Here is a 19,612-nt window from a genome sequence, read left to right as displayed (position 1 = left end):
CCCTCAGGCGGCCTTGGCCGGGCTCAGGTAATCGAGCAGGGTCGCCAGCTGTTCCTTCAGCTCGGCGCGAGGGACGACCATGTCGACCATGCCGTGCTTCAGCAGGTATTCGGCGCGCTGGAAGCCTTCGGGCAACTGCTCGCGGATCGTGTCCTGGATCACGCGTTGCCCGGCGAACCCGATCAGCGCTCCCGGTTCGGCGACGTGGATGTCGCCCAGCATGGCGTAACTGGCCGTGACCCCGCCGGTGGTCGGGTCGGTCAGCACGACGATGTAGGGCAGGCCCGCTTCCTTCAGCCGCCGGGTCATCACCGTGGCCTTGGGCATCTGCATCAGGCTGAGGATGCCTTCCTGCATCCGCGCGCCGCCCGCCGCAGTGACGACGATGTAGCCGCATTTGCGGGTAAGCGCCCGCTCGGCACCGGCGCAGAACGCGGTGCCCACCGCCATTCCCATGCTGCCGCCCATGAAGCCGAAGTCCTGCACACCGACGACAGCTGGGCGCCCCTCGATCGCGCCCGACCCGACGCTGAACGCATCGGCATGCGGGCTCTTCGCGCGCGCCTGCTTCAGCCGGTCGGTGTATTTCTTGGTGTCGCGGAACTTGAGCGGGTCTTCCTTGACTTGCGGTTGCTCGAGCAGGTCGAAACCGGGGTCTAGCAGCTGCGCCAGCCGGGTGTCGGCATCGATCCGTCCGTGATGGCCGCAGCGCGGACAGACCGAGAGGTTCTCCTCGAACTCCTTGACGAACAGCATCTCCTGGCAGCTCGGGCATTTGATCCACAGGTTGTCGGGCGTTTCGCGCTTGGCGACGAAGGGGAGCGAATTGCGGACGCGGTTGAGCCAGCTCATGTGGTCTCCTTCTCGGCGGAATGAACCGCTTCGGCAAGCGATGCGGTCAGCGCGCGAATGTGTTCGGGGGCATGGATACCATGCTTTTCGACAAGTTCGACCAGCGCCGAACCAACTACGACGCCATCGGCAACGCGCGCGATTTGAGCAGCTTGTTCGGGGGTCCTCACACCAAATCCAACGGCGACGGGGATATTGGTGGCGCGCTTGATGCGGGTGACGTTGTCGCGGATCGATTCGATCGCGGCCTGTTGCATCCCGGTAATCCCGGCGACCGCGACGTAATAGAGGAAGCCGCTCGATCCTTCGAGCACGGCGGGCAGGCGCGCATCGTCGGTGGTCGGCGTGGCCAAACGGATTAGGTCGAGGCCTTGTGTGCGCAGCGCGGGGCCGAGCGCATCGTCCTCCTCGGGCGGAATATCGACGCAGATCACTCCGTCGACGCCGCAACCCTTGGCCTCGGCGGCGAACCATTCGGGGCCGCGCCGCACCATCGGGTTGGCATAGCCCATCAGCACCAGCGGCACGCTCGGGTGCCGTTCGCGGAATTCGTTGGCGACCAGCAGCACGTCGCGGGTAGTCGTGCCCGCTCCCAGGCTGCGCAGGTTGGCCTTCTGGATCGCCGGGCCGTCGGCCATCGGATCGGTGAACGGCATTCCCAGCTCGATCACGTCCGCGCCGCCATCGACCAGAGCATCGAGGTTGGCGGCAGTGTCGCCGTCTCCTGCAGTGAGGAAGCAGACGAGGGCGGGACGCCCCTTTGCGAATGCGGAGGAGAGGCGGGTCATTCCCCAGCCTTTCTCAATCCTGCGCCAATCCCCACGAGAACGGCAATCGCCAGCGCATAAGGTGCAATCGCGGGAGCCGCGATTTCGCGTTCCAGCGCGACAAACAGAAGGGCCGACAGGATGAAGCCGATCGGCAACCCGATCAAAGCGAATACGAGCGCACGTCCGGGAGAAAAGGTCACATCTCCACTCCCAGCGCATCGGCGACGGTGAAGATGTCCTTGTCGCCGCGCCCGCACAGGTTGGCGAGGATGATCTGGTCCTTGTCCATCGTCGGGGCGACCTTGGCGACCGCTGCAATGGCGTGGCTCGGTTCGAGCGCGGGGATGATCCCTTCGGTGCGGCAAAGCAGCTGGAACGCTTCGAGCGCTTCGGTGTCGGTCACTGCGGTATAGTTGACGCGGCCGGTTTCCTTGAGCCACGCGTGCTCGGGGCCGATGCCGGGGTAGTCGAGCCCCGCGCTGATCGAGTGCGCTTCGGCGATCTGCCCGTCTTCGTCCTGCAGCAGGTAGGTCTTGTTACCGTGGAGCACGCCGGGGAACCCGCCCGCAAGGCTCGCTGCGTGCTGCTTGTCGAGCCCGTGGCCCGCCGCCTCGACGCCGAGCATTTTCACGGTCGGGTCGTCGAGGAAGGGATGGAACAGGCCGATTGCGTTGCTGCCGCCGCCTATCGCCGCGACCAGCAGGTCGGGCAAGCGGCCGGTGCGGCCAAGCATCTGCTCGCGCGCTTCCTTGCCGATCACGCTCTGGAAATCGCGCACCAGCTCCGGGTAGGGGTGCGGTCCGGCGGCGGTGCCGATGATGTAGAACGTGTCCTCGACGTGCGCGACCCAGTGGCGCAGCGCCTCGTTCATCGCATCCTTCAGCGTCGCCGCGCCGCTGGTGACCGGGATCACCTCCGCGCCGAGCAGCTTCATGCGGAACACGTTGGGCGCTTGCCGCTCGACATCGGTCTTGCCCATGAAGATCGTGCACGGCAGCCCGAACCGCGCGCAAACGGTGGCGGTGGCGACGCCGTGCTGGCCAGCGCCGGTTTCGGCGATGATTTTGGTCTTGCCCATCCGCATCGCCAGCAGGATCTGGCCGATGCAGTTGTTGATCTTGTGCGCTCCAGTGTGGTTGAGCTCGTCGCGCTTGAACCAGACTTGCGCTCCGCCCAATTCCTCGGTCAGGCGCGGCGCGAAATAGAGCGGGCTGGGGCGGCCGACGTAGTGCTCCAGCAAATCCTCGAATTCGGCGTGGAACGACGGGTCGGTCTTGGCCGCATTGTAATGCCTTTCCAGATCGAGGATCAGCGGCATCAGCGTCTCGGCGACGTAGCGGCCGCCGAAATCGCCGAAATGCCCACGCTCGTCGGGCTGGGTGCGGAAGGAATTGGGCGTGTTCATGCTTCGCGCGCCGCTTTGCAGAAGGCAGCGATCTTGTCCACGTCCTTCACGCCGGGTGCGCTTTCGAGCCCGGAGGATGCATCGACGAGCGGCGCGCCGGTCATCCGGATCGCCTTGGCGACATTGTCGGGGGTCAGGCCGCCCGCCAAGCCCCACGGGATGCGGTGTTCATGCCCGGCAAGCAGGTTCCAGTCGAGCGGATAGCCGTTGCCACCTGGTAGCTTCTTCGCCGGAGCATCGTATAGCACCCGGTCGATCTTGCCCTCGAAATCGCCGATATCGACCAGCGACTGCCTGTCGCGCAGGCCCCACGCCTTCCACACCTCGTAATGCGTCCTGTCCCTGACCAGACCGACCCATTGCGAAGATTCGTTGCCGTGGAACTGGACCACGTCGGGCTGCACCGTGTCGAGCGCCTGGCCGGTGGGGATCACGTCCATATTGACCAGCAGCAGCACGACCTTGACCTCTGCCGGTACGCGGCGGCGCAGTTTGGCGGCATCTTCGAGGCTGACATGGCGGGGGCTTGGCTCGAAATGGACGAGCCCGACGTGCGTCGCGCCCGCGTCTACTGCGGCATCGATCGCTTCGGGCGTCTTGAGCCCGCAAATCTTGATCATGGTTTCAGACATGGCGCCCCCATACCTTACACCAATGATTTGGCCAGCACTGCCATGAAATAGGGCGGATCGAGCGGGACGGGGAAATCGCGCCGTTCGCCGGTTCGTTGATAGCCGCGCCGCAGGTAATATTCGATCAGCTCGGTGCGCTGTTCCAGCACGGTCATTTCCATCGTCGTGCAGCCGAAAGTCGAGCGTGCGTATTCCTCGGCAGCAGCGATCAGCTGGCGGCCGAGCCCGCCTGCCTGGCGCAGCGGCTCGATGCACAGCAGGCCAAGATAGGCGACCTCGGCGCTTCGCCGCACGACATTGACCGAACCAATTGGCACGCCGTCCTCTTCGGCCATCAGCAAGACCTGTTCCGGGTCGCTGACGATTGCTTCCAGCTCTGCGCGGTCGGTGCGGGTATCATCGAGCAGGTCGGCCTCGTGGGTCCATCCCTGGCGCGCTGTATCACCGCGATAGGCTCGCTCGATCACCGGGTGGAGCGCGGACAGGTCGTCAATAGTGGCGGGCCGGAAGGTAACGGACATCGGCAGGCAAGCTCGGTCTAGAGCGTGGATTCGATTGCCCGGGCAGCGGCAGCCGGATCGTCCGCGCGGCTGATCGGGCGACCGACCACCAGCACGCTCGCCCCGTCGTCGCGCGCCTTTCGCGGGGTGACAACGCGCTTCTGGTCGCCGCTGGCATGCTCGGGCAGTCGCAAGCCGGGAACCACGAAGAACCCGTTCTTCCACTGCTTGTGGACCGCTTTCACTTCGTGGCCCGAGCAGACGATCCCGTCGAGCCCCGCCTTCTCGGCCAATTCCGCAAGCCGCATGACCTGGTCGTGAGCAGAGCCGGAAACCCCGGTCTGGGCAAGATCGCGCTCGTCGAGGCTGGTGAGCATGGAAACGCCGACGACCTTGCAGCTATCGCCCACGACGGCCTTGGCATCTTCCATCATCGCCCGCCCGCCGCTGGCGTGGATCGTCACGATAGCCGGTTCGAGCACGTGGATCGCCTGCATCGCTCCGGCGACGGTGTTGGGAATGTCGTGGAGTTTAAGGTCGAGGAAGATCGGCAAGCCCAGCTGTGCGATCTCGCGCACCCCATGGTGCCCATGCGCGCAAAAGAACTCGAGGCCGAGCTTGACCCCGCCGACATGCGCCTTGACCTTCTGGGCCAACGCCTTCGCGGCGTCGAGCTGGTGGACGTCGAGGGCAAGATAGACCGGATTGCTCATCAGGGAAGCTCGTTCCCCGATGACGGCTTGTCGACTGTCGCTTTCGGCGGTTCGCTGCGTTCGATCGGGGGCGTGGCGGCGCGCACTGCATTCGAGCGGGCAGCGCTTTCAAGTGCGCCGATGCGGCGGCCCAGGCGCCATTTGACCCCGCGATGCAGCAGCCACATCGGGACCAGGCCAAGCAGGAACGAGATGATGACGAGGACGGGAACCTTGGTTTCCAGCACCAGGTTGGACCAGATCTGCACTTCGACAGGCTTCCAGTTGAAGTAGCTGAAAGCCAACAGCAGGACGGCCAGGACGGTCCAGACGATGGTGCGTACGATCTGCATCTCGGTTCCCGGTGTTGTTGTCGTTCGTGCAGTCTCTAGGGCGATGCGTAGTGGAAGGGAAGGGCGGCGCTAGTCCGCGAACACCCGGTCGAAAATGGTGTCGACTTCCTTGAAGTGGTAATCGAGGTCGAACTTCTCCTCGAGCTCGGTCGGGGAGAGCGCGGCGGTGACTTCGGGATCGGCCTTGAGAAGGTCGAGCAGCGACAGCGCGCCGTCCGATTCCCATACCTTCATCGCGTTGCGCTGGACCAGACGGTAGGCGTCCTCGCGGCTCACGCCCGCCTGTGTCAGCGCCAGCAGCACGCGCTGCGAGTGGACCAGCCCGCCCATACGGTCGAGGTTCTTCTGCATCCGTTCGGGATAGACCAGCAGCTTGTCGATCACGCCGGTGAGGCGCGCGAGAGCGAAGTCGAGCGTGATCGTCGCGTCGGGCCCGATGAACCGCTCGACCGAAGAGTGCGAGATGTCCCGCTCGTGCCACAGGGCCACGTTTTCCAGCGCGGGCAGGGCATAGGCGCGGATCATCCGGGCCTGTCCAGTCAGGTTTTCGGTCAGGATCGGGTTGCGCTTGTGCGGCATCGCGCTCGAACCCTTCTGGCCGGGGGAGAAGTATTCCTCCGCTTCGAGCACTTCGGTGCGCTGCAGGTGGCGGATTTCGACGGCGACGCGCTCGATCGACCCTGCGATCACTGCCAGCGTGGCGAAGAACATCGCGTGGCGATCGCGCGGGATCACCTGCGTCGATACCGGCTCGATTGCCAGCCCGAGCCGTTCGGCTACATGTGCCTCCACCTGCGGATTGACGTTGGCAAAAGTGCCAACTGCTCCGCTGATCGCGCATGTGGCGATTTCAGCGCGCGCATTGATGAGGCGCTGGCGGCAACGGGCGAACTCGGCATAGGCCTGCGCCAGCTTGAGGCCGAAAGTCACCGGTTCGGCGTGGATGCCGTGGCTTCGGCCGATTGTGGGAGTGTACTTGTGCTCTTCCGCACGGCGTTTGATCGCGGCCAGCAGCAGGTCGAGGTCTTCGAGCAGAATATCGCTCGCGCGGGCCAGCTGGACCGCCAGCGTCGTGTCGAGCACGTCGCTGCTGGTCATGCCCTGATGCATGAACCGCGCCTCGTCGCCGACCTGTTCGGCGACCCAGGTCAGGAACGCGATCACGTCGTGCTTGGTCACCGCTTCGATTGCATCGATCGCGGGAACGTCGATCTTCGGGTCGGTTGCCCACCAGTCCCACAGCGCCTTGGCGGCGCTTTCCGGCACCACCCCAAGTTCGCCCAGCTTCTCGGTTGCGTGGGCTTCGATCTCGAACCAGATGCGAAAGCGAGCCTCGGGCTCCCAGATAGCGGACATTGCGGGGCGGGCGTAACGGGGGACCATGTTCGACTCCGGTCGGATCAAATTGATTTCGAGGCAGCGGCTAGGTGCGTGCGTTCGCTATGGCAAGCCCGGACATACCCGACTTTGCGAAGCGACCGCCCTGCGAAAGAGCCGCGCAACCCAAGGTGCGACGCATGGTTCTGATCGTAAAGCAAACTATCGCTTGGCGGGCGAACCAAGTTGTGGCTAAGTAATACTTCATAAGGGAGATGGCCCGATCACGCCGGGCGGCCCGCAACGCGATTGTATTGGGGCGCAATCATGAAATATCAGTACTACTTCCTGGCAGCGACTTCTGTTGCCTGCCTGTCCGCACCTGCCATTGCCGGCGACACGGTGATCTACGCTCCGCCGGCGAAGTGGGTCGCGCCGAAATCGCTCGACGATGCCGAGAAATCGGGTCCGGCGGTCGCTTTGCTCGACAAGCAAATCCATATGGAGGGAGGTACGGTTTCAACCTACCAGGATTCTGCGATCCGTTTGTCCACCCCGACAATGCTGACGCAGGCCGGGACGATCAAGGCGCAGTGGATGCCCGACAAGGGCGACCTGATCGTGCATCGGATCGAGTTGATCCGCGACGGGAAGACGATCGACCTGATCAAACAGGGCGCAAAGTTCGAAGTTCTCCGGCGCGAAAAGAACCTCGAGAAACGCGAAGTCGATGGCTCCCGCACTGCGACCCTGGTGGTTCCCGGCGCGCAGGTTGGGGACATCCTGCGGATCTCCTACACGATTACTCTGAAAGACCAGGCGCTCGGTCAGCAGATGCAGGCGTTCGATACGATGCCGACCAAGCCGCTGCCGCTTGAGACTGGATCGCTTTCCATTTCGTGGCCAACCGGCGAGCCGGTCAGGTGGGCGACCTTCCACGGGCCTGACGACCTCAAGACCGTGGACCGGAACGGAACCACAACTCTTACGATCGACCTGCCGTTGCCCAAGGTTCCCGACGGTGCACAGAATGCTCCGGTACGGTTCAACTTCCCGCCGATCGTTCAGGCGACGACGTTCGCCGACTGGAATGCTGTTTCGAAGAAGATGGCATCCGTGTTCGATTCCGCAGTCGGCTTCGGGCCGAACAGCCCGCTGAATGATCAGGTAAAGGCGATCAAGAGCCAGACCGACGATCCGCTGGCGCAGGCCGTACTTGCGACACGGCTGGTGCAGGACAAGATCAGCTATCTCCTCAACGGGATGAACGGGGGCAATTACATCCCGCAGAAACCGGATGAAACGTGGGAGCAACGCTACGGAGACTGCAAGGCAAAATCCGTGCTCCTGCTGTCTTTGCTCAAGGCCTTGGGGATCAAGGCGGAGCCATTCCTCGTGCTGAGCAACGGTGGCGATACCTTGCCCGACCTATTGCCGATGCCGGGCGATTTCGACCATGTGGTGGTGCACGCGACCATCGCCGGGAAGGAATACTGGCTCGATGGCACTACATCCGGCACGCGCCTGGCGAACATCGCGACGGTACCGAATTTTCGCTATGGCCTGCCTCTGCGGGAGGAAGGTGCGGACCTGATGGCGCTACCGAAGCGGCTTCCCGAAGCGCCGACCCAACAGGTCACGCTGACATACGACAGCAGCGCCGGGATCTATGTCCCGGTACTCTACAACCTGGATATCGCACTCAGCGGCCCGATCGCTGCGACATTGCGCACCGCGGCAGACCAACTGGAAGGCGATGCCCTGAGATCCGCTGTCATTTCGATTATCAAGCCGGTGATCGATGACAGCCAGCCGGTCAGCACCGCGATCACTTACGACGATGCATCGGGTATTGCGCACATTACCGCCAGCGGCATCCGCACCACGCCATGGAACCGCAACAACGAAGTGACCGAGATGCACCCTCCGGCGACGCCTGTGGCAGACATCTCGTTCGACGCCGACCGCGCGCGAGCTGAATGGAAGGATGTCCCCCTCTTGCTGACGGGGCCGACCTACCAGGGTTATGCATTTTCGATGCTCCTGCCCGACGGCGGCAAGGGATTTTCGACCTCCGGCAAGAAGTCGATCGACACTTCGATTGCCGGCATCGAAATCAAATCCGAAGCATCGCTGAGCGATGGAAAGTTCACGCTCGATCAGTCGGTTCGCGCTGCGGCCGACGAGCTTCCGGCTGCCGATATCCCGGCGGCAGCGCGCAGCGATGCGGCAATTTCGAACAACCTGCCAAAGCTGGAAGCCCCGGCCCAAACCTTGATGAACTGGGATTATGTCGGCGCGCGTCGCAAGCTGCTTGCTCCGATAGAGGCGGCCTACGCCAAACTGATTGCCAACGATTCATCCGCCGAGCCCTCCGAACAGGCCAATGACTACGAAAGTCGCGCCAGTTTTCGTTGGGGTACGGGAGACCTTGCAGGTGCCGAGAGTGATTACGACGTGGCGATCGAAAAGAGCGCATCCGTCGACCTCTACTACACCCGTGGCAGCCTGAAATGGGGGCGCGGAGACCTGCCCGGGGCGCTTGCGGACTATCGCGCGGGCGAATCGCTTGAGGGCAAGGGCAAGTCGTATTCGGCCCAAGTCATGTTGCTTGGACGAATGGGCAAGGGCGACGAGGCGCTGGCATTGGCGAAGGAGTACGCGAACCTGGCCAAGACGCCCGCCAATGCGCAAAACGTGGAAGCCGAAGCGTTGATGTGGGCGGGCCAGAGGACCGAAGGCCTTGCATTGATTCGAAAGGCTCTGACCCGTCGTCCGGGCGATCCGCAGCTGCTCAACAACCTGTGCTGGCAAGCGGGGATCTGGAACATGGTCGATGCCGAGATCATGGCGACGTGCAACACTGCGGTTGAGAAGTCGAACTGGGCCGCGCCCGAGCTCGACAGCCGCGCAATGGCCTATTTCCGCCAGGGCAAGCTTGCCGAGGCGAAGGCCGATTACGACGCAGCGCTCGAGGCGTCTCCGTGGATCTATGCCAGTCGGTTCATGCGCGGAGTGGTGCGCATCAAGATGGGCGACAAGGCGGGCGGCGAAAAGGACATCGCAGAGGTGCTACGGATGAATCCCGATTCGAAGGCGCGGTTCGCAGCATTCGGGATCGTGCCGGGCAAGTAGGCGCCAACGGGTGATCTTCGTCAGTCGAAGCCGGGCCATTCGAATTCGATTTCGACCGTACCGACCTCGCTGCCATTCTCGGTAAAGCTGCGCTCGGCGATCCGGCCACGGCCGCGACTGTCGATGATCACTACCGTCGAGCACCGCGTTCCATAGACCGGTCGGTTGATGAACGGTGGGGTATCTTGTGGTTCGAGCGCGATGTCCGACGGTTCGCGTGCGGCAATCCCGCCATCCGGCAGCTCTTCGCTGCGAAGCGCGGCAAACAGCGGATCAATTTCACTTGAGCCATGCTCGAGCCAGTCGCCGACCGCTACCTTGAGGGCCAGCGCCTTAGGCCACGGTTCGTCGAGCGAGCCGTTCGAGAGGCCATAGATACCCGCGGGCAGGGCCGTGTGCAGGGTGGCGGGGCGATTGGTGTGGAAGGACAAACCGCTAGCCGCTTCCGCGACAAACAGGCTGAACGGGTTGTAGCCCGCGAGGTCGCTTTCGTGGAGCGAGGCGGGGCCGTCGGCTTCTGCCAAAACACGGCGCACCATCTCCCCGCGCGAGGCCTTGTCCGGGTCTGGCAGTCCGAACCCGCGCAGGTTGGTGACAAGCGCGAACCGACCCGCTTCGCTCATGCCAAGCCATGTTCCGCCGCCGACGAGGTCGCGCCCGGCGATCACCTTCGGCGAATCTGCCCAGCGGGCTAGCGGCGCAGCTGCCCGGGCGTGGAATTCGTCGCGATTGCCGATCGCGACAAGCGGCCAGCGTTCGCTCGCGTGCCACGCCACTGCCGCAACGCACATTGCTAGATCAGACCCTTGGCGCGCAGGCTCGAATGACCATCGCGGCCGATGATCACGTGATCGTGGACGACGATGCCGAGCAAACGCCCCGCTTCGGAAATGCGTCGGGTGATCTGGATGTCGGCCCGGCTCGGCTCGGGATTTCCGCTCGGGTGGTTGTGGACCAGGATCATCGCGGTTGCGCCGATCTCGAGCGCTTTCTTGACCACTTCGCGTGGATGGATCGCCGCCTCGTCGATCGACCCGTCGCCGACGTGGTGATCAATGATTAGTCGATTGCGCGTGTCGAGGTAAAGCACCCGCACGCGCTCGACGGTGAGGTGCGCCATGTCGATCGTCAGGTAGTCGAGCAAGGCCTGCCAGCTGCCCAGCACCGGCTTGTCTTGCACTTCGCTGCGTGCGCTGCGGCGCGTGGCGAGCGCTACTGCCTTGAGCGCTGCCGCGGCGGTCTCGCCCACTCCGGGGACTTCCTGCAAGCTGCGTGGATCGGCGTTGAGCACTCCGGCAAGGCTTCCAAAGCGATCGAGCAGTGCCTTTGCGGCAGGCTTGGTGTCGCCGCGCGGGTTGGCCCCGAACAGGAGGTATTCGAGCAGTTCGTAATCGGCCAACGCATCGGCACCGCCGTCGATCAGTCGCCGCCGCAAGCGCGCGCGATGCCCTTCGCCACTATGCGCAGGCACTTTTTTCTTCGTAGGTTGAGTATCTTCAGCCTGCGGCAACCTTTGCCCCATCATCGCGTTGTCAGAGCATGCATTGCCTTTGCCGGGGCTTGCGCGCAAGTGGGGAGCAATGGCCGAAGGCGAGTTCGACAGCGGCGAAACGACCGACGACGTGCTGCCCCGCAGCCCGCGCGTGCTGGCTGTTCGCGTACTCATCGCGGTGGCAGTTCTCGTCGTGATTGCGTTCGCCGGAGCGTGGCTGGCCCGCGACCGCATCGCCAATCGTATCGTTGCCGGGCAGCTGGCGAAATACGACCTGCCGGCAACCTACAAGATCGATCACGTGGGGCCGGAGCGGCAGGTCCTTAGCAATATCGTCGTCGGTAACCCGCAGCACCCCGACCTCACCATCGAGCGCGCCGTGGTAACCCTCGATTACGACTTCGGCGCGCCGACGCTTGGTAGCGTTCGGCTGGTCAGACCGCGCGTCTATGGGCGGTACCACGATGGCAAGCTGAGCTTCGGTTCGCTCGACACGGTGTTGAATGCACCGTCGAGCGGCCCACCGGGCCTGCCAAAACTCGACCTGTCTTTGGTCGATGCACGCGGCGTGATCGAATCGGATCATGGCCCGATCGGCTTCAAGGCAGAGGGTGCCGGCCCGCTCGACAGCGGTTTCAAGGGGATCCTCGCGGTCATTGCTCCCGAGCTTTCGATTGGTGGGTGCGAAGCTGATCGTGCGACGCTTTTCGGCAAAATCACTACCAACGGCGGCAAGCCCAACCTGACCGGACCCGTACGCCTTTCGAGGCTTGCTTGTCCGCAGCAGGGCGTTGTGCTCTCCAACGCCGCGGTGGCGCTCGATGCGGGTTCGAGCGCCGACCTTGCCACGATCGAAGGGACCGGCACGCTCGATACCGGCCAGGTCGCCATGAGCGGTGTCGCCGCGAACGGTGTGACCGGCACGGTCCACGGAGCCTGGGGCAAACAAGGGCTTACTTCCGACTATACGCTGGCGGCACGCGGGCTCACCTTGCCCCAAGCTCTTGCGGCAATCGTTACGTTCGACGGCACGATGCGGGCGGATCGGGGATTTACCAATGTCGACCTGCGGTCGTCGGTCGAGGGCAACGGTGTGCGTATGGGGGCGGGGCTCGATCACGCTCTCGGTTCCGGCCAGGAAGCCATGCGCGAGACGCTCCTGGGCCCGATGCTTGGGCAGGTCCGCGTAGCACTTGCGCGCGAAGGGCGTGCCAGCCGCCTGACCGCTGAATTAGCCGCGAGGCGCACAGGCAAGGTCGACAGCCTTGTCATTCCGCAAGCAAGCCTGCGCGGTGGCAGTGGAGCGACCTTGCTGTCTTTGTCGCAAGTCCAGCTGGCGCGAACCGACGGCGGCGCGCCGCACTTTTCCGGCAACGTGGCAACGGGCGGGGCGGGATTGCCGCGGATCACCGGCCGGATGGAACGCGCGGGGGGTGGCAGCGCAGTGTTGCGCCTGCATATGGCGAACTATTCGGTTGGCGACGGGCAACTTGCGGTGCCCGAACTGGTGATCGCCCAGGGGCGCGGCGGAAAGCTGGGGTTTGCCGGGAGGGCAATCGCCAGCGGGCCGTTACCCGGTGGATCGGCGCAAGCCCTCGCAGTTCCGATCGACGGAAGCTGGTCGCCCGGCGCCGGGCTGGCGATGTGGCGCAAATGCACCGCGGTTTCGTTTGAGCAGCTCCAATTCGCCTCGTTGTCGCTCGATCAGCACGCATTGCAACTCTGTCCGAAGGGCGGGCAGCCGATCTTGCGCAGCGCTGGAGGCGGCGTGGCGATGGCTGCGGAGATCCCCTCGCTCGATCTCTCGGGCACCTTGGCGGAAACGCCGATCCGCCTGACCGGCGGAGCGGTCGAAATCTCCTATCCCGGCACGATCGACGCGAGCGATATGGAGGTTGCGCTCGGTCCGCACGATGCGGTCAACGAATTCCGCATCGCCAACCTGTCCGCGAAATTCGGGGAAGAACTATCAGGGACTATCGCCGATAGCGATGTGCGATTGTCTGCAATTCCGCTCGACTTGCTCGGCGCGAAGGGGAGCTGGCGCTATGCCGACGGCGCGCTCAGCCTCACCGACGGCAGTTTCATCCTGCAGGACCGCGCCAAGGTCCAGCGGTTCGACCCGCTCGCCGGAACCGGCGGCACACTGACGCTGAAGGACAACGTGATCCATGCCGATGCCGTGCTGCGCGCGCCCAAGCCGCAACGCGAAGTGATGGCGGTGAACATCGTTCACAATCTTTCAAAGGGGACTGGGCACGCCGATCTCTCGGTACCCGGACTGGTGTTCGACAAGCAGCTCCAGCCCGACGAGCTCAGCTACCTGATGCTCGGCGTTATCGCCAATGCCAAGGGCACGGTGCAAGGCAGCGGAAGGATCGACTGGAATCCGAACCACGTGACCAGCTCGGGCCAGTTCTCGTCCGATGGGGTCGACTTTGCGGCCGCGTTCGGCCCAGTCTCTGGCGCTTCGGGCACGGTCGAGTTTAGCGACTTGTTGGGGATGACCACCGCGCCCGACCAGAAGCTGTACGTGAAATCGGTCAATCCCGGGATCGAGGTCAACGATGGGGTCGTCACTTACGCGATAAGCAATGGCGAGCTCCTCTCGGTGGCAGGCGCACGCTGGCCGTTCATGGGCGGATCGCTAGTCTTGCGTCCGACAAAGCTGAAACTGGGGATCAGCGAAGAACGCCACTATGTGTTCGAGATCACCGGGCTCGATGCCGCGAAGTTCGTCCAGCACTGGAACTTCCAGAACCTGGCGGCCACCGGAACCTTCGATGGCACGCTGCCGATCACCTTCGACCAGGACGGCAACGGCCGGATCGAAAGTGGGCTGCTGATCGCGCGCGCGCCGGGTGGCAACGTCTCTTACCTCGGCGACCTGACCTACAAGGACAAGGGCGCGATCGCAAATTTCGCGTTTAACGCGCTCAAGTCGCTCGACTACAAGCAGATGAGCATCGGGATGGATGGGCCGCTGACCGGCGAGATCGTCACCAAGGTGCGGTTCGACGGAGTCACGCAAGGGGCAGGGGCCAAACGCAATTTCGTCACCCGCCAGCTCGCCAAGCTGCCAATCCGCTTCAACGTCAATATCGCTGCGCCGTTTTACAAACTGATCGGATCGCTGCGATCGATGTACGATCCCACCGCCGTGCGCGATCCGCGCGATCTCGGGTTGCTCGATGCCAATGGCAAGCCGACGCAAGCGGTGGTCGATGTCAAGCCGGACAGCGCGTTGCCCGCCGAGCCGGCCCCGTCGCCGCAAGTCCCAACCGAACCGAAAAGCAAAACGGCGGTCGAACCGACCGTTCAGACTCACGAAAGCGAGAAAAAGCCATGATCGACGCCGAATTGACCCGTGCTGCGTCGCCTGCGAGAACTCCTTCCATGCAGGGGCAGCGATCCAAGTGGCGCACGATGCGGGGTGTAATGCTGGCGATGGCCGGATCGGCTGCGCTCGGCGGGTGCATTTCGGTGAATGCCCCTGAAAAGCCGATCGTGATCGAACTGAACATCAATATCCGGCAGGAAGTGATCTACCGGCTCGCGTCCGATGCGACGAACGCGATCGACAAGAACGAGGATATCTTCTGATGATTGCCAAGCTGACCAGGAATTTCGCGCTTGCTGCGACTGCCGCGATGGTGCTTGTCGCGACGCCTTCGTTCGCTCAGCGCGATCCCGCCTACGAAGCCGCGCGGACAAGTGGCCAGATTGGCGAGAAGACCGATGGCTATCTCGGGATCGTCGGCGCAAGCACCCCGGCGCTCGAACGAATCGTCAACGATATCAACATCAAGCGTCGCGCGCTCTATGCCAACCGGGCGCAGGCGGCCAATGCCACGCTAGAAGAATATGCGTTCACGGCGGGGTGCATCGCTATCCTCAAGACCGTTCCGGGTGAAAAATACCAGGCACCTGACGGTTCGTGGCAGACCCGCACCAGCGCTCCGCCGACGCGCGACAGCCGCTGCCCTTCCTGACCGCTTTCTCCCCCTGAAATCGGGCACCTGTTTGCACTGCAGCAGGGGCTGTTGACTTGCCACTTTGGCATCCCTAAGGACGGCCCGTCTCGGCCGGGAAGCCCCCGGCCGTAGGCGTATATCGGCAACCCTGCGCAAGGCGATCTACCTGTCGTGGCTAACGACCCCGAGAACGAACCCATGGGCGAAGACCCGCAGTTCGATTCGCTCGAGCAGCGGATCGCCGCGGCGCGCCAGTCCGAGGACGAGCGGGTTTCCAAGGAACACTTCGCGGTCAACGCGGTTCGCGGTAACGCGCTACAGGTCGCTTCGACGATGGTCGGATATCCGCTTGGCGGGATCATCGTCGGGTTCGCACTCGATAAAGTCTTCAACACCCTGCCGTGGATCACCATCACGATGATGTTCCTCGCGTTCGTGGGTGCCTGCATCAATGTCCTCCGCATCGGCAAGGGTGCGGACAACGACCGCGCCGAATAGGCGCGGGGCAGCAACAGGAAAGAGAAACCGTGGCCGCATCTGCCAAGATCGACCCTATGCACCAGTTCATGATCAACCCCGTTGTGGGTGATCACCTGGTCGCGTCTCCGTTCCAGTTCACCAATTCGGCGCTGTGGATGGGTCTCATCCTCGGCTGCATCCTGGTGTTCATGTGGGGCGGGATGAAGCGCGAGCTGGTTCCCGGCCGCTGGCAGGTGATGGTCGAAGGGTTCGTGGAATTCATTTCCGGCATGACGCTGTCGAGCATCGGGCCGGAAGGACGCAAGTTCACCCCGTGGATCTTCACGATCTTCACGTTCATCCTGTTTGCCAACTACCTCAGCCTGTTCCCGTCGGGCTTCATCCCGGGCGGCCACCCGTTTGCGGTAACCGCGCAATTCACGGTGACCGGGCTGATGGCGATCATCAGCTTCTCGATCGTGCTGATTGTCGGGTTCTGGCGCCACAAGCTGCACTTCTTCAGCCTGTTCGTGCCGCATGGCACGCCTAAGGTGATGGTCCCGCTGATCGCGATCATCGAATTCATCAGCTTCATGGTCCGCCCGTTCAGCCTTGCGCTGCGACTGTTCGTGGCGATGATCGCCGGACACATCCTGTTTGAGGTTTTCGGAAACTTCGTGGTCCAGGGGATCAATTCGGGCACGGTGACCGGCTACGTCATTGCCCTGATCTCGTTCGTTTTCGTGCTCGGCGTAAATGCGCTCGAGCTGCTGGTTTGCGCGATCCAGGCTTACGTCTTCGCGCTGCTCTCTTCGCTCTACATCAACGATGCGGTAAACCTGCATTGATGTCCTGATTATCAATTACGTATTTGAAACGGAGAATTTGAAATGGATCTCGCAGCTGCAAAAGTGATCGGCGCCGGCCTCGCGGCCATCGGCACCGGTGCCGCCGCCATCGGCGTCGGTTTCGTGTTCGGTTCGTTCCTGCAGGGCGCCCTGCGCAACCCGGGTGCGGCAGACGGCCAGCAGGGCCGCCTGTTCATCGGCTTCGCCGCGGCGGAGCTTCTTGGCCTGATCGCGTTCGCGGTCGCCATGATCATCCTCTACGCGGTCTGATCTGCACTGAAATTGCCCTGGCAAGGCGCGTAACCGCGCTGCGCCGGGGCGATTGCAGGCTGCTCAAGCACGAATTGGTCCAATGCCTCAACTGACCCAACTCCTCGTCGTCTATCAATCCCAGTGGTTCTGGCTGCTGGTGACGCTCGGGATCATCTACTTCGGTATCGCCAGGCGGATGGTGCCGCAGATCGAGAAGGTCGTGGAAGATCGCGATGCCAAGATCGCGGGCGACTTGGCTGCCGCCGAGAAGGCGCGCGCCGAGGCGGAGGACGTGCATGACAAGGCGCTCGCTGCCGAAGCGGAAGCGCACGCCGATGCCCGGACGATTGCGGCCGAGGCCAAGGCGAAGTCGCAGGCCGATGCCGAAAAGCGTGTCGCCAAGGCGGACGCTGCGATCAGCGAGAAGATCGCCGCAGCCGATGCCCGCATTGCCGAGGCTCGCTCCAAGGCGCTCGAAAGCATCGAGGCGGTTGCGGCCGAAGCGGCGCAGGATATCGTCGCCAAGGTGTCGGGTGCGAAGGTGACCGCTGCCAAGGCGGGGACTGCGGTGAAGGCAGTAATGACCAATGGTTGATTTCACGATCCTCTCCGCCGCTGCCGAAGCTGCTGCCGAACACGGTGGCGAGCACGCCGAGCCGACCGCGTTGATGCTCAACGCCGGTGGTTGGTGGGCGATGGCGGTCCTCGCGCTGATCGCGCTGATGATCTACCTCAAGGTGCCGCAGATCGTCGGCGCGATGCTCGACAAGAAGATCGAAGGTATTCGCCAGAACCTCGACGAAGCGGCGACGCTTCGCAAGGAAGCCGAAGCGCTCAAGGCCGAGTACGAGCAGAAGGTGAAGAACGCGGCGAAGCACGCTGAAGAGCTCAAGGCCGCTGCCGAGGAAGAAGCCAAGGCGATCGTCAAGAAGGCCAAGGACGACGCGACAGCGCTGGTCGCGCGTCACGAGAAGATGGCCGAAGAGAAGATCGCCGCAGCCGAACGCGCAGTCGTTGCCGAGCTGCGTGCCAAGGCAAGTTCAGCGGCTGCTGCAGCTGCCCGCCAGCTGATCGCCGAAGGGCATGGCGCGGACGCCGACGCGAAGCTGGTCGACAAGGCGATCGCCGACATTTGAAGCTGCGGTTTGCAGCCCGGTTAGGGTTCGAACACCACTTTCCCCACGATTTCGCCACCCGCCATCGCGGCGAATCCTTCGCGCCATTGTGCAAGCGGCAGGGTCCGGTCGATCGTTGGGTGGATCGCGCCTGAGCTGGCGAGACGAGTCACTTCGGCCTTGATCGCAGCACCACGCTCCGGGAAGCGCCGGGAGTATTCTCCCGCTCGCACGCCCACGACCGAAAACCCCTTGATCAGCGGGATGTTGGCGGCGATTTCCGGGATCCGCCCCGAGACGAACCCGATCACCAGCAACTTGCCGCCAAAGGCGACACATCGGGTGCTTTCGTCGAACACGTCGCCTCCGACCGGGTCGTAGACAAGGTCGCACAATGCGCCGCCGGTCAATTCGATGACCTGCTCGCGAAAGCGATCCCGATTGACGATCACTGCGTCGGGCGAAATCGCTTTGCGGATGCGCTCCACCTTGGCTTCGTCGTGGGTCGCAGCGATCACCCGCGCGCCCATCGCCCGGGCAAGATCGCACGCGGCGAGACCGACCCCGCCGCTGGCACCGTGAACAAGGACCCACTGTCCCGCCTTGAGGCCGCCGATTTCTACCAGCGCGGTGTAGGCCGTGCCGTAGGCTGCCCCAAGAGCCGCCCCTGCAGTAAAGTCCAGCCCGTCGGGAATCGGCCGGAGGGAGGAAGCGGCTACGCTTGAGAATTCGGCCATTGCCCCGGTCTTCGCTCCGCCGCAAACCCGGTCGCCAGGCGAAAAGCCGCAATCCGCGCCTGCCTCGACTACTTCTCCGGCCAGCTCCATTCCGGCGACAAACGGGAGATCGGGTTTGAATTGGTATTTGCCCTGCGTCATGAGCAGGTCGGGGAAATTGAGCGAGGCCGCACGCACCTGCACCAGCACTTCGCCGGGCTGTCGCTCAGGCACTGGCAATTCGGCAAGCCCTACGCCCGACAAATCGGACGACAGCTGCTCGACCACAAGGGCCTGCATGGTCCTCAGAAATTGTCCTTGGCAGAGCGGAGCGCGGCGAACGTCTCTGCCGGGGTTGCGCCGCCCCAACGCTGCTGCATTGCCGGATCGTCGGCCCGCAGGAACGGGTTGGTCGCCAGCTCGCGGCCCAGTTGGGCAGGGACGGTCGGCTCATCGTTCGCGCGCTTGGCAGCGATCTCCGCGACATAGGCCGCTAGTGCGGCGTTGTCGGGGTCTGCGTGGCTCGCGAATTTGGCGTTCGATGCGGTGTATTCGTGCGCGCAGTATAGCATTGTTTCGGGCGGTAGCGTCTTGATCCGCGAGAGGCTGCCCCAGAACTGTTGCGGCTCGCCTTCGAACATCCGCCCGCAGCCGAGTGCGAACACGCTGTCACCTACGAACGCCACGCCGTCGTCGGGCATGAAGAATGCGATGTGGCCGTTGGTGTGGCCCGACACGTCGATCACTTTCGCAACGTGATCGCCAAGGGCGACGGTATCGTCTGCTGTCAGTTCGCGATCGAGCGGAGCGATCTTGGTCACTTCGGCGGGGCCGGAGATCGCGCAGCCGGTCGCGGCCTTGATCGCTTCGTTGCCCCCGGCGTGGTCGGGGTGCCAATGGGTGTTCCAGATCTGGGTGATCTTCCACCCCTTCGCTTCGGCCTGCTTGAGATATTCGGCGGCATCCGGCGTATCGATGCAGGTCGTCTCGCCCGAAGCGGTGTCGTGGACGAGATAGCCGTAGTTGTCGGACAGGCACGGGAACTGGTGAATTTCGAGCATGGAGTTGGCGGCTTCCTATCGCTTGGCTGCTTCAGCTTC

Annotated in this window: 22 protein-coding genes; 9 read left to right on the top strand and 13 right to left on the bottom strand. The window is 63.5% G+C overall.

The annotated features are described in order from the left end of the window. Window positions 1–3: 3 nt before the first annotated feature. The 9 genes from accD to purB all read right to left on the bottom strand — a co-directional run bounded on the left by accD (window position 4) and on the right by purB (window position 6,587). Window positions 4–852: an acetyl-CoA carboxylase, carboxyltransferase subunit beta gene (gene accD, locus CJO11_RS02770; protein WP_095011343.1), complete on the bottom strand. Its 849-nt coding sequence runs from the start codon at window positions 850–852 to the stop codon at window positions 4–6. Beyond that, entirely contained in the window at window positions 849–1,640 is a 792-nt protein-coding gene (gene trpA, locus CJO11_RS02765; protein WP_095011342.1) for a tryptophan synthase subunit alpha, read from the bottom strand. Before trpA ends, accD begins: the two co-directional genes overlap by 4 nt. Then, window positions 1,637–1,777: a hypothetical protein gene (locus CJO11_RS02760; RefSeq protein ID WP_205651093.1), complete on the bottom strand. Its 141-nt coding sequence runs from the start codon at window positions 1,775–1,777 to the stop codon at window positions 1,637–1,639. The genes trpA and CJO11_RS02760 overlap by 4 nt, the downstream gene beginning before the upstream one ends. A 41-nt stretch (window positions 1,778–1,818) precedes the next feature. Next, the gene (gene trpB / locus CJO11_RS02755; protein ID WP_095011340.1) at window positions 1,819–3,027 is read right to left on the bottom strand and encodes a tryptophan synthase subunit beta; all 1,209 of its coding nucleotides are present in this window, start codon (window positions 3,025–3,027) and stop codon (window positions 1,819–1,821) included. Next, on the bottom strand, window positions 3,024–3,659 hold the full coding sequence (locus CJO11_RS02750; RefSeq protein ID WP_095011339.1) for a phosphoribosylanthranilate isomerase: 636 nt from the start codon (window positions 3,657–3,659) through the stop codon (window positions 3,024–3,026). The genes trpB and CJO11_RS02750 overlap by 4 nt, the downstream gene beginning before the upstream one ends. A gap of 14 nt (window positions 3,660–3,673) precedes the next feature. Further along, the gene (locus tag CJO11_RS02745) at window positions 3,674–4,180 is read right to left on the bottom strand and encodes a GNAT family N-acetyltransferase (RefSeq protein ID WP_095011338.1); all 507 of its coding nucleotides are present in this window, start codon (window positions 4,178–4,180) and stop codon (window positions 3,674–3,676) included. A gap of 17 nt (window positions 4,181–4,197) precedes the next feature. Then, entirely contained in the window at window positions 4,198–4,872 is a 675-nt protein-coding gene (gene pyrF, locus CJO11_RS02740) for an orotidine-5'-phosphate decarboxylase (protein ID WP_095011337.1), read from the bottom strand. Further along, window positions 4,872–5,204: a DUF1049 domain-containing protein gene (locus CJO11_RS02735; protein ID WP_095011336.1), complete on the bottom strand. Its 333-nt coding sequence runs from the start codon at window positions 5,202–5,204 to the stop codon at window positions 4,872–4,874. Before CJO11_RS02735 ends, pyrF begins: the two co-directional genes overlap by 1 nt. Before the next feature lie 69 nt (window positions 5,205–5,273). Beyond that, window positions 5,274–6,587 (bottom strand): adenylosuccinate lyase, encoded by a 1,314-nt coding sequence (gene purB, locus CJO11_RS02730; RefSeq protein ID WP_095011335.1) that lies wholly within the window; start codon window positions 6,585–6,587, stop codon window positions 5,274–5,276. A 261-nt stretch (window positions 6,588–6,848) separates the two neighbouring features. On the opposite strand from purB, the gene CJO11_RS02725 reads away from it, so the two are divergent. Further along, entirely contained in the window at window positions 6,849–9,656 is a 2,808-nt protein-coding gene (locus CJO11_RS02725; protein ID WP_095011334.1) for a DUF3857 domain-containing protein, read from the top strand. Between the two features lie 20 nt (window positions 9,657–9,676). On the opposite strand, the gene CJO11_RS02720 is transcribed toward CJO11_RS02725, so the two are convergent. Together CJO11_RS02720 and radC are read right to left on the bottom strand one after the other, a co-directional pair. Further along, window positions 9,677–10,447 carry an NRDE family protein gene (locus CJO11_RS02720; RefSeq protein ID WP_095011333.1) on the bottom strand — a complete coding sequence of 257 codons (771 nt, stop codon included), beginning with the start codon at window positions 10,445–10,447 and terminating at the stop codon, window positions 9,677–9,679. A gap of 2 nt (window positions 10,448–10,449) precedes the next feature. Continuing rightward, a complete protein-coding gene (gene radC, locus CJO11_RS02715) occupies window positions 10,450–11,178 on the bottom strand; it encodes a RadC family protein (RefSeq protein WP_240504625.1) in 729 nt (242 codons plus the stop codon). A 58-nt stretch (window positions 11,179–11,236) separates the two neighbouring features. On the opposite strand from radC, the gene CJO11_RS02710 reads away from it, so the two are divergent. The 8 genes from CJO11_RS02710 (at window position 11,237) to CJO11_RS02675 (ending at window position 17,817) form a co-directional block, all read left to right on the top strand. Beyond that, window positions 11,237–14,497 carry an intermembrane phospholipid transport YdbH family protein gene (locus CJO11_RS02710; RefSeq protein ID WP_095011332.1) on the top strand — a complete coding sequence of 1,087 codons (3,261 nt, stop codon included), beginning with the start codon at window positions 11,237–11,239 and terminating at the stop codon, window positions 14,495–14,497. 47 nt (window positions 14,498–14,544) lie between these two features. Further along, window positions 14,545–14,751, top strand: a complete 207-nt coding sequence (locus CJO11_RS02705; RefSeq protein ID WP_240504536.1) for a YnbE family lipoprotein — start codon at window positions 14,545–14,547, stop codon at window positions 14,749–14,751. Beyond that, on the top strand, window positions 14,751–15,140 hold the full coding sequence (locus CJO11_RS02700) for a YdbL family probable chaperone protein (RefSeq protein ID WP_095011331.1): 390 nt from the start codon (window positions 14,751–14,753) through the stop codon (window positions 15,138–15,140). The genes CJO11_RS02705 and CJO11_RS02700 overlap by 1 nt, the downstream gene beginning before the upstream one ends. 153 nt (window positions 15,141–15,293) lie before the next feature. Next, window positions 15,294–15,620, top strand: a complete 327-nt coding sequence (locus CJO11_RS02695; RefSeq protein WP_150124964.1) for an AtpZ/AtpI family protein — start codon at window positions 15,294–15,296, stop codon at window positions 15,618–15,620. A gap of 29 nt (window positions 15,621–15,649) precedes the next feature. Further along, the gene (locus CJO11_RS02690; RefSeq protein ID WP_276270697.1) at window positions 15,650–16,429 is read left to right on the top strand and encodes a F0F1 ATP synthase subunit A; all 780 of its coding nucleotides are present in this window, start codon (window positions 15,650–15,652) and stop codon (window positions 16,427–16,429) included. A 42-nt stretch (window positions 16,430–16,471) separates the two neighbouring features. Further along, complete coding sequence (locus tag CJO11_RS02685; RefSeq protein WP_095011328.1) at window positions 16,472–16,699, top strand: F0F1 ATP synthase subunit C; 228 nt, start codon at window positions 16,472–16,474, stop codon at window positions 16,697–16,699. 82 nt (window positions 16,700–16,781) lie between these two features. Continuing rightward, a complete protein-coding gene (locus CJO11_RS02680) occupies window positions 16,782–17,276 on the top strand; it encodes a F0F1 ATP synthase subunit B family protein (RefSeq protein ID WP_095011327.1) in 495 nt (164 codons plus the stop codon). Further along, entirely contained in the window at window positions 17,269–17,817 is a 549-nt protein-coding gene (locus CJO11_RS02675; RefSeq protein ID WP_095011326.1) for a F0F1 ATP synthase subunit B family protein, read from the top strand. Before CJO11_RS02680 ends, CJO11_RS02675 begins: the two co-directional genes overlap by 8 nt. A 20-nt stretch (window positions 17,818–17,837) precedes the next feature. On the opposite strand, the gene CJO11_RS02670 is transcribed toward CJO11_RS02675, so the two are convergent. Both CJO11_RS02670 and gloB read right to left on the bottom strand, forming a co-directional pair. Then, window positions 17,838–18,812 (bottom strand): NADPH:quinone oxidoreductase family protein, encoded by a 975-nt coding sequence (locus CJO11_RS02670; protein WP_095011325.1) that lies wholly within the window; start codon window positions 18,810–18,812, stop codon window positions 17,838–17,840. A gap of 5 nt (window positions 18,813–18,817) precedes the next feature. Then, complete coding sequence (gene gloB, locus CJO11_RS02665) at window positions 18,818–19,573, bottom strand: hydroxyacylglutathione hydrolase (RefSeq protein ID WP_095011324.1); 756 nt, start codon at window positions 19,571–19,573, stop codon at window positions 18,818–18,820. Window positions 19,574–19,612: the final 39 nt, after the last annotated feature.

The sequence above is a fragment of the Tsuneonella mangrovi genome (assembly GCF_002269345.1).
In the GTDB taxonomy this organism is placed as follows: Bacteria; Pseudomonadota; Alphaproteobacteria; order Sphingomonadales; family Sphingomonadaceae; genus Tsuneonella; species Tsuneonella mangrovi.
Note: the sequence above shows the minus strand (reverse complement) of the source record. Positions and strands in the feature narration are given on the sequence as shown.

What these genes read in the sequence shown, in the direction of transcription:
- CJO11_RS02705 (WP_240504536.1), top strand. Translation starts at nt 14,545, where the DNA reads ATGCAGGGGCAGCGATCCAAGTGGCGCACGATGCGGGGTGTAATGCTG.
- CJO11_RS02750 (WP_095011339.1), bottom strand. Translation starts at nt 3,659, where the DNA reads ATGTCTGAAACCATGATCAAGATTTGCGGGCTCAAGACGCCCGAAGCG.
- trpB (WP_095011340.1), bottom strand. Translation starts at nt 3,027, where the DNA reads ATGAACACGCCCAATTCCTTCCGCACCCAGCCCGACGAGCGTGGGCAT.
- CJO11_RS02680 (WP_095011327.1), top strand. Translation starts at nt 16,782, where the DNA reads ATGCCTCAACTGACCCAACTCCTCGTCGTCTATCAATCCCAGTGGTTC.
- accD (WP_095011343.1), bottom strand. Translation starts at nt 852, where the DNA reads ATGAGCTGGCTCAACCGCGTCCGCAATTCGCTCCCCTTCGTCGCCAAG.
- CJO11_RS02720 (WP_095011333.1), bottom strand. Translation starts at nt 10,447, where the DNA reads ATGTGCGTTGCGGCAGTGGCGTGGCACGCGAGCGAACGCTGGCCGCTT.
- pyrF (WP_095011337.1), bottom strand. Translation starts at nt 4,872, where the DNA reads ATGAGCAATCCGGTCTATCTTGCCCTCGACGTCCACCAGCTCGACGCC.
- CJO11_RS02685 (WP_095011328.1), top strand. Translation starts at nt 16,472, where the DNA reads ATGGATCTCGCAGCTGCAAAAGTGATCGGCGCCGGCCTCGCGGCCATC.
- CJO11_RS02710 (WP_095011332.1), top strand. Translation starts at nt 11,237, where the DNA reads ATGGCCGAAGGCGAGTTCGACAGCGGCGAAACGACCGACGACGTGCTG.
- radC (WP_240504625.1), bottom strand. Translation starts at nt 11,178, where the DNA reads ATGGGGCAAAGGTTGCCGCAGGCTGAAGATACTCAACCTACGAAGAAA.
- CJO11_RS02725 (WP_095011334.1), top strand. Translation starts at nt 6,849, where the DNA reads ATGAAATATCAGTACTACTTCCTGGCAGCGACTTCTGTTGCCTGCCTG.
- trpA (WP_095011342.1), bottom strand. Translation starts at nt 1,640, where the DNA reads ATGACCCGCCTCTCCTCCGCATTCGCAAAGGGGCGTCCCGCCCTCGTC.
- CJO11_RS02745 (WP_095011338.1), bottom strand. Translation starts at nt 4,180, where the DNA reads ATGTCCGTTACCTTCCGGCCCGCCACTATTGACGACCTGTCCGCGCTC.
- CJO11_RS02700 (WP_095011331.1), top strand. Translation starts at nt 14,751, where the DNA reads ATGATTGCCAAGCTGACCAGGAATTTCGCGCTTGCTGCGACTGCCGCG.
- CJO11_RS02670 (WP_095011325.1), bottom strand. Translation starts at nt 18,812, where the DNA reads ATGCAGGCCCTTGTGGTCGAGCAGCTGTCGTCCGATTTGTCGGGCGTA.
- CJO11_RS02735 (WP_095011336.1), bottom strand. Translation starts at nt 5,204, where the DNA reads ATGCAGATCGTACGCACCATCGTCTGGACCGTCCTGGCCGTCCTGCTG.
- purB (WP_095011335.1), bottom strand. Translation starts at nt 6,587, where the DNA reads ATGGTCCCCCGTTACGCCCGCCCCGCAATGTCCGCTATCTGGGAGCCC.
- CJO11_RS02675 (WP_095011326.1), top strand. Translation starts at nt 17,269, where the DNA reads ATGGTTGATTTCACGATCCTCTCCGCCGCTGCCGAAGCTGCTGCCGAA.
- gloB (WP_095011324.1), bottom strand. Translation starts at nt 19,573, where the DNA reads ATGCTCGAAATTCACCAGTTCCCGTGCCTGTCCGACAACTACGGCTAT.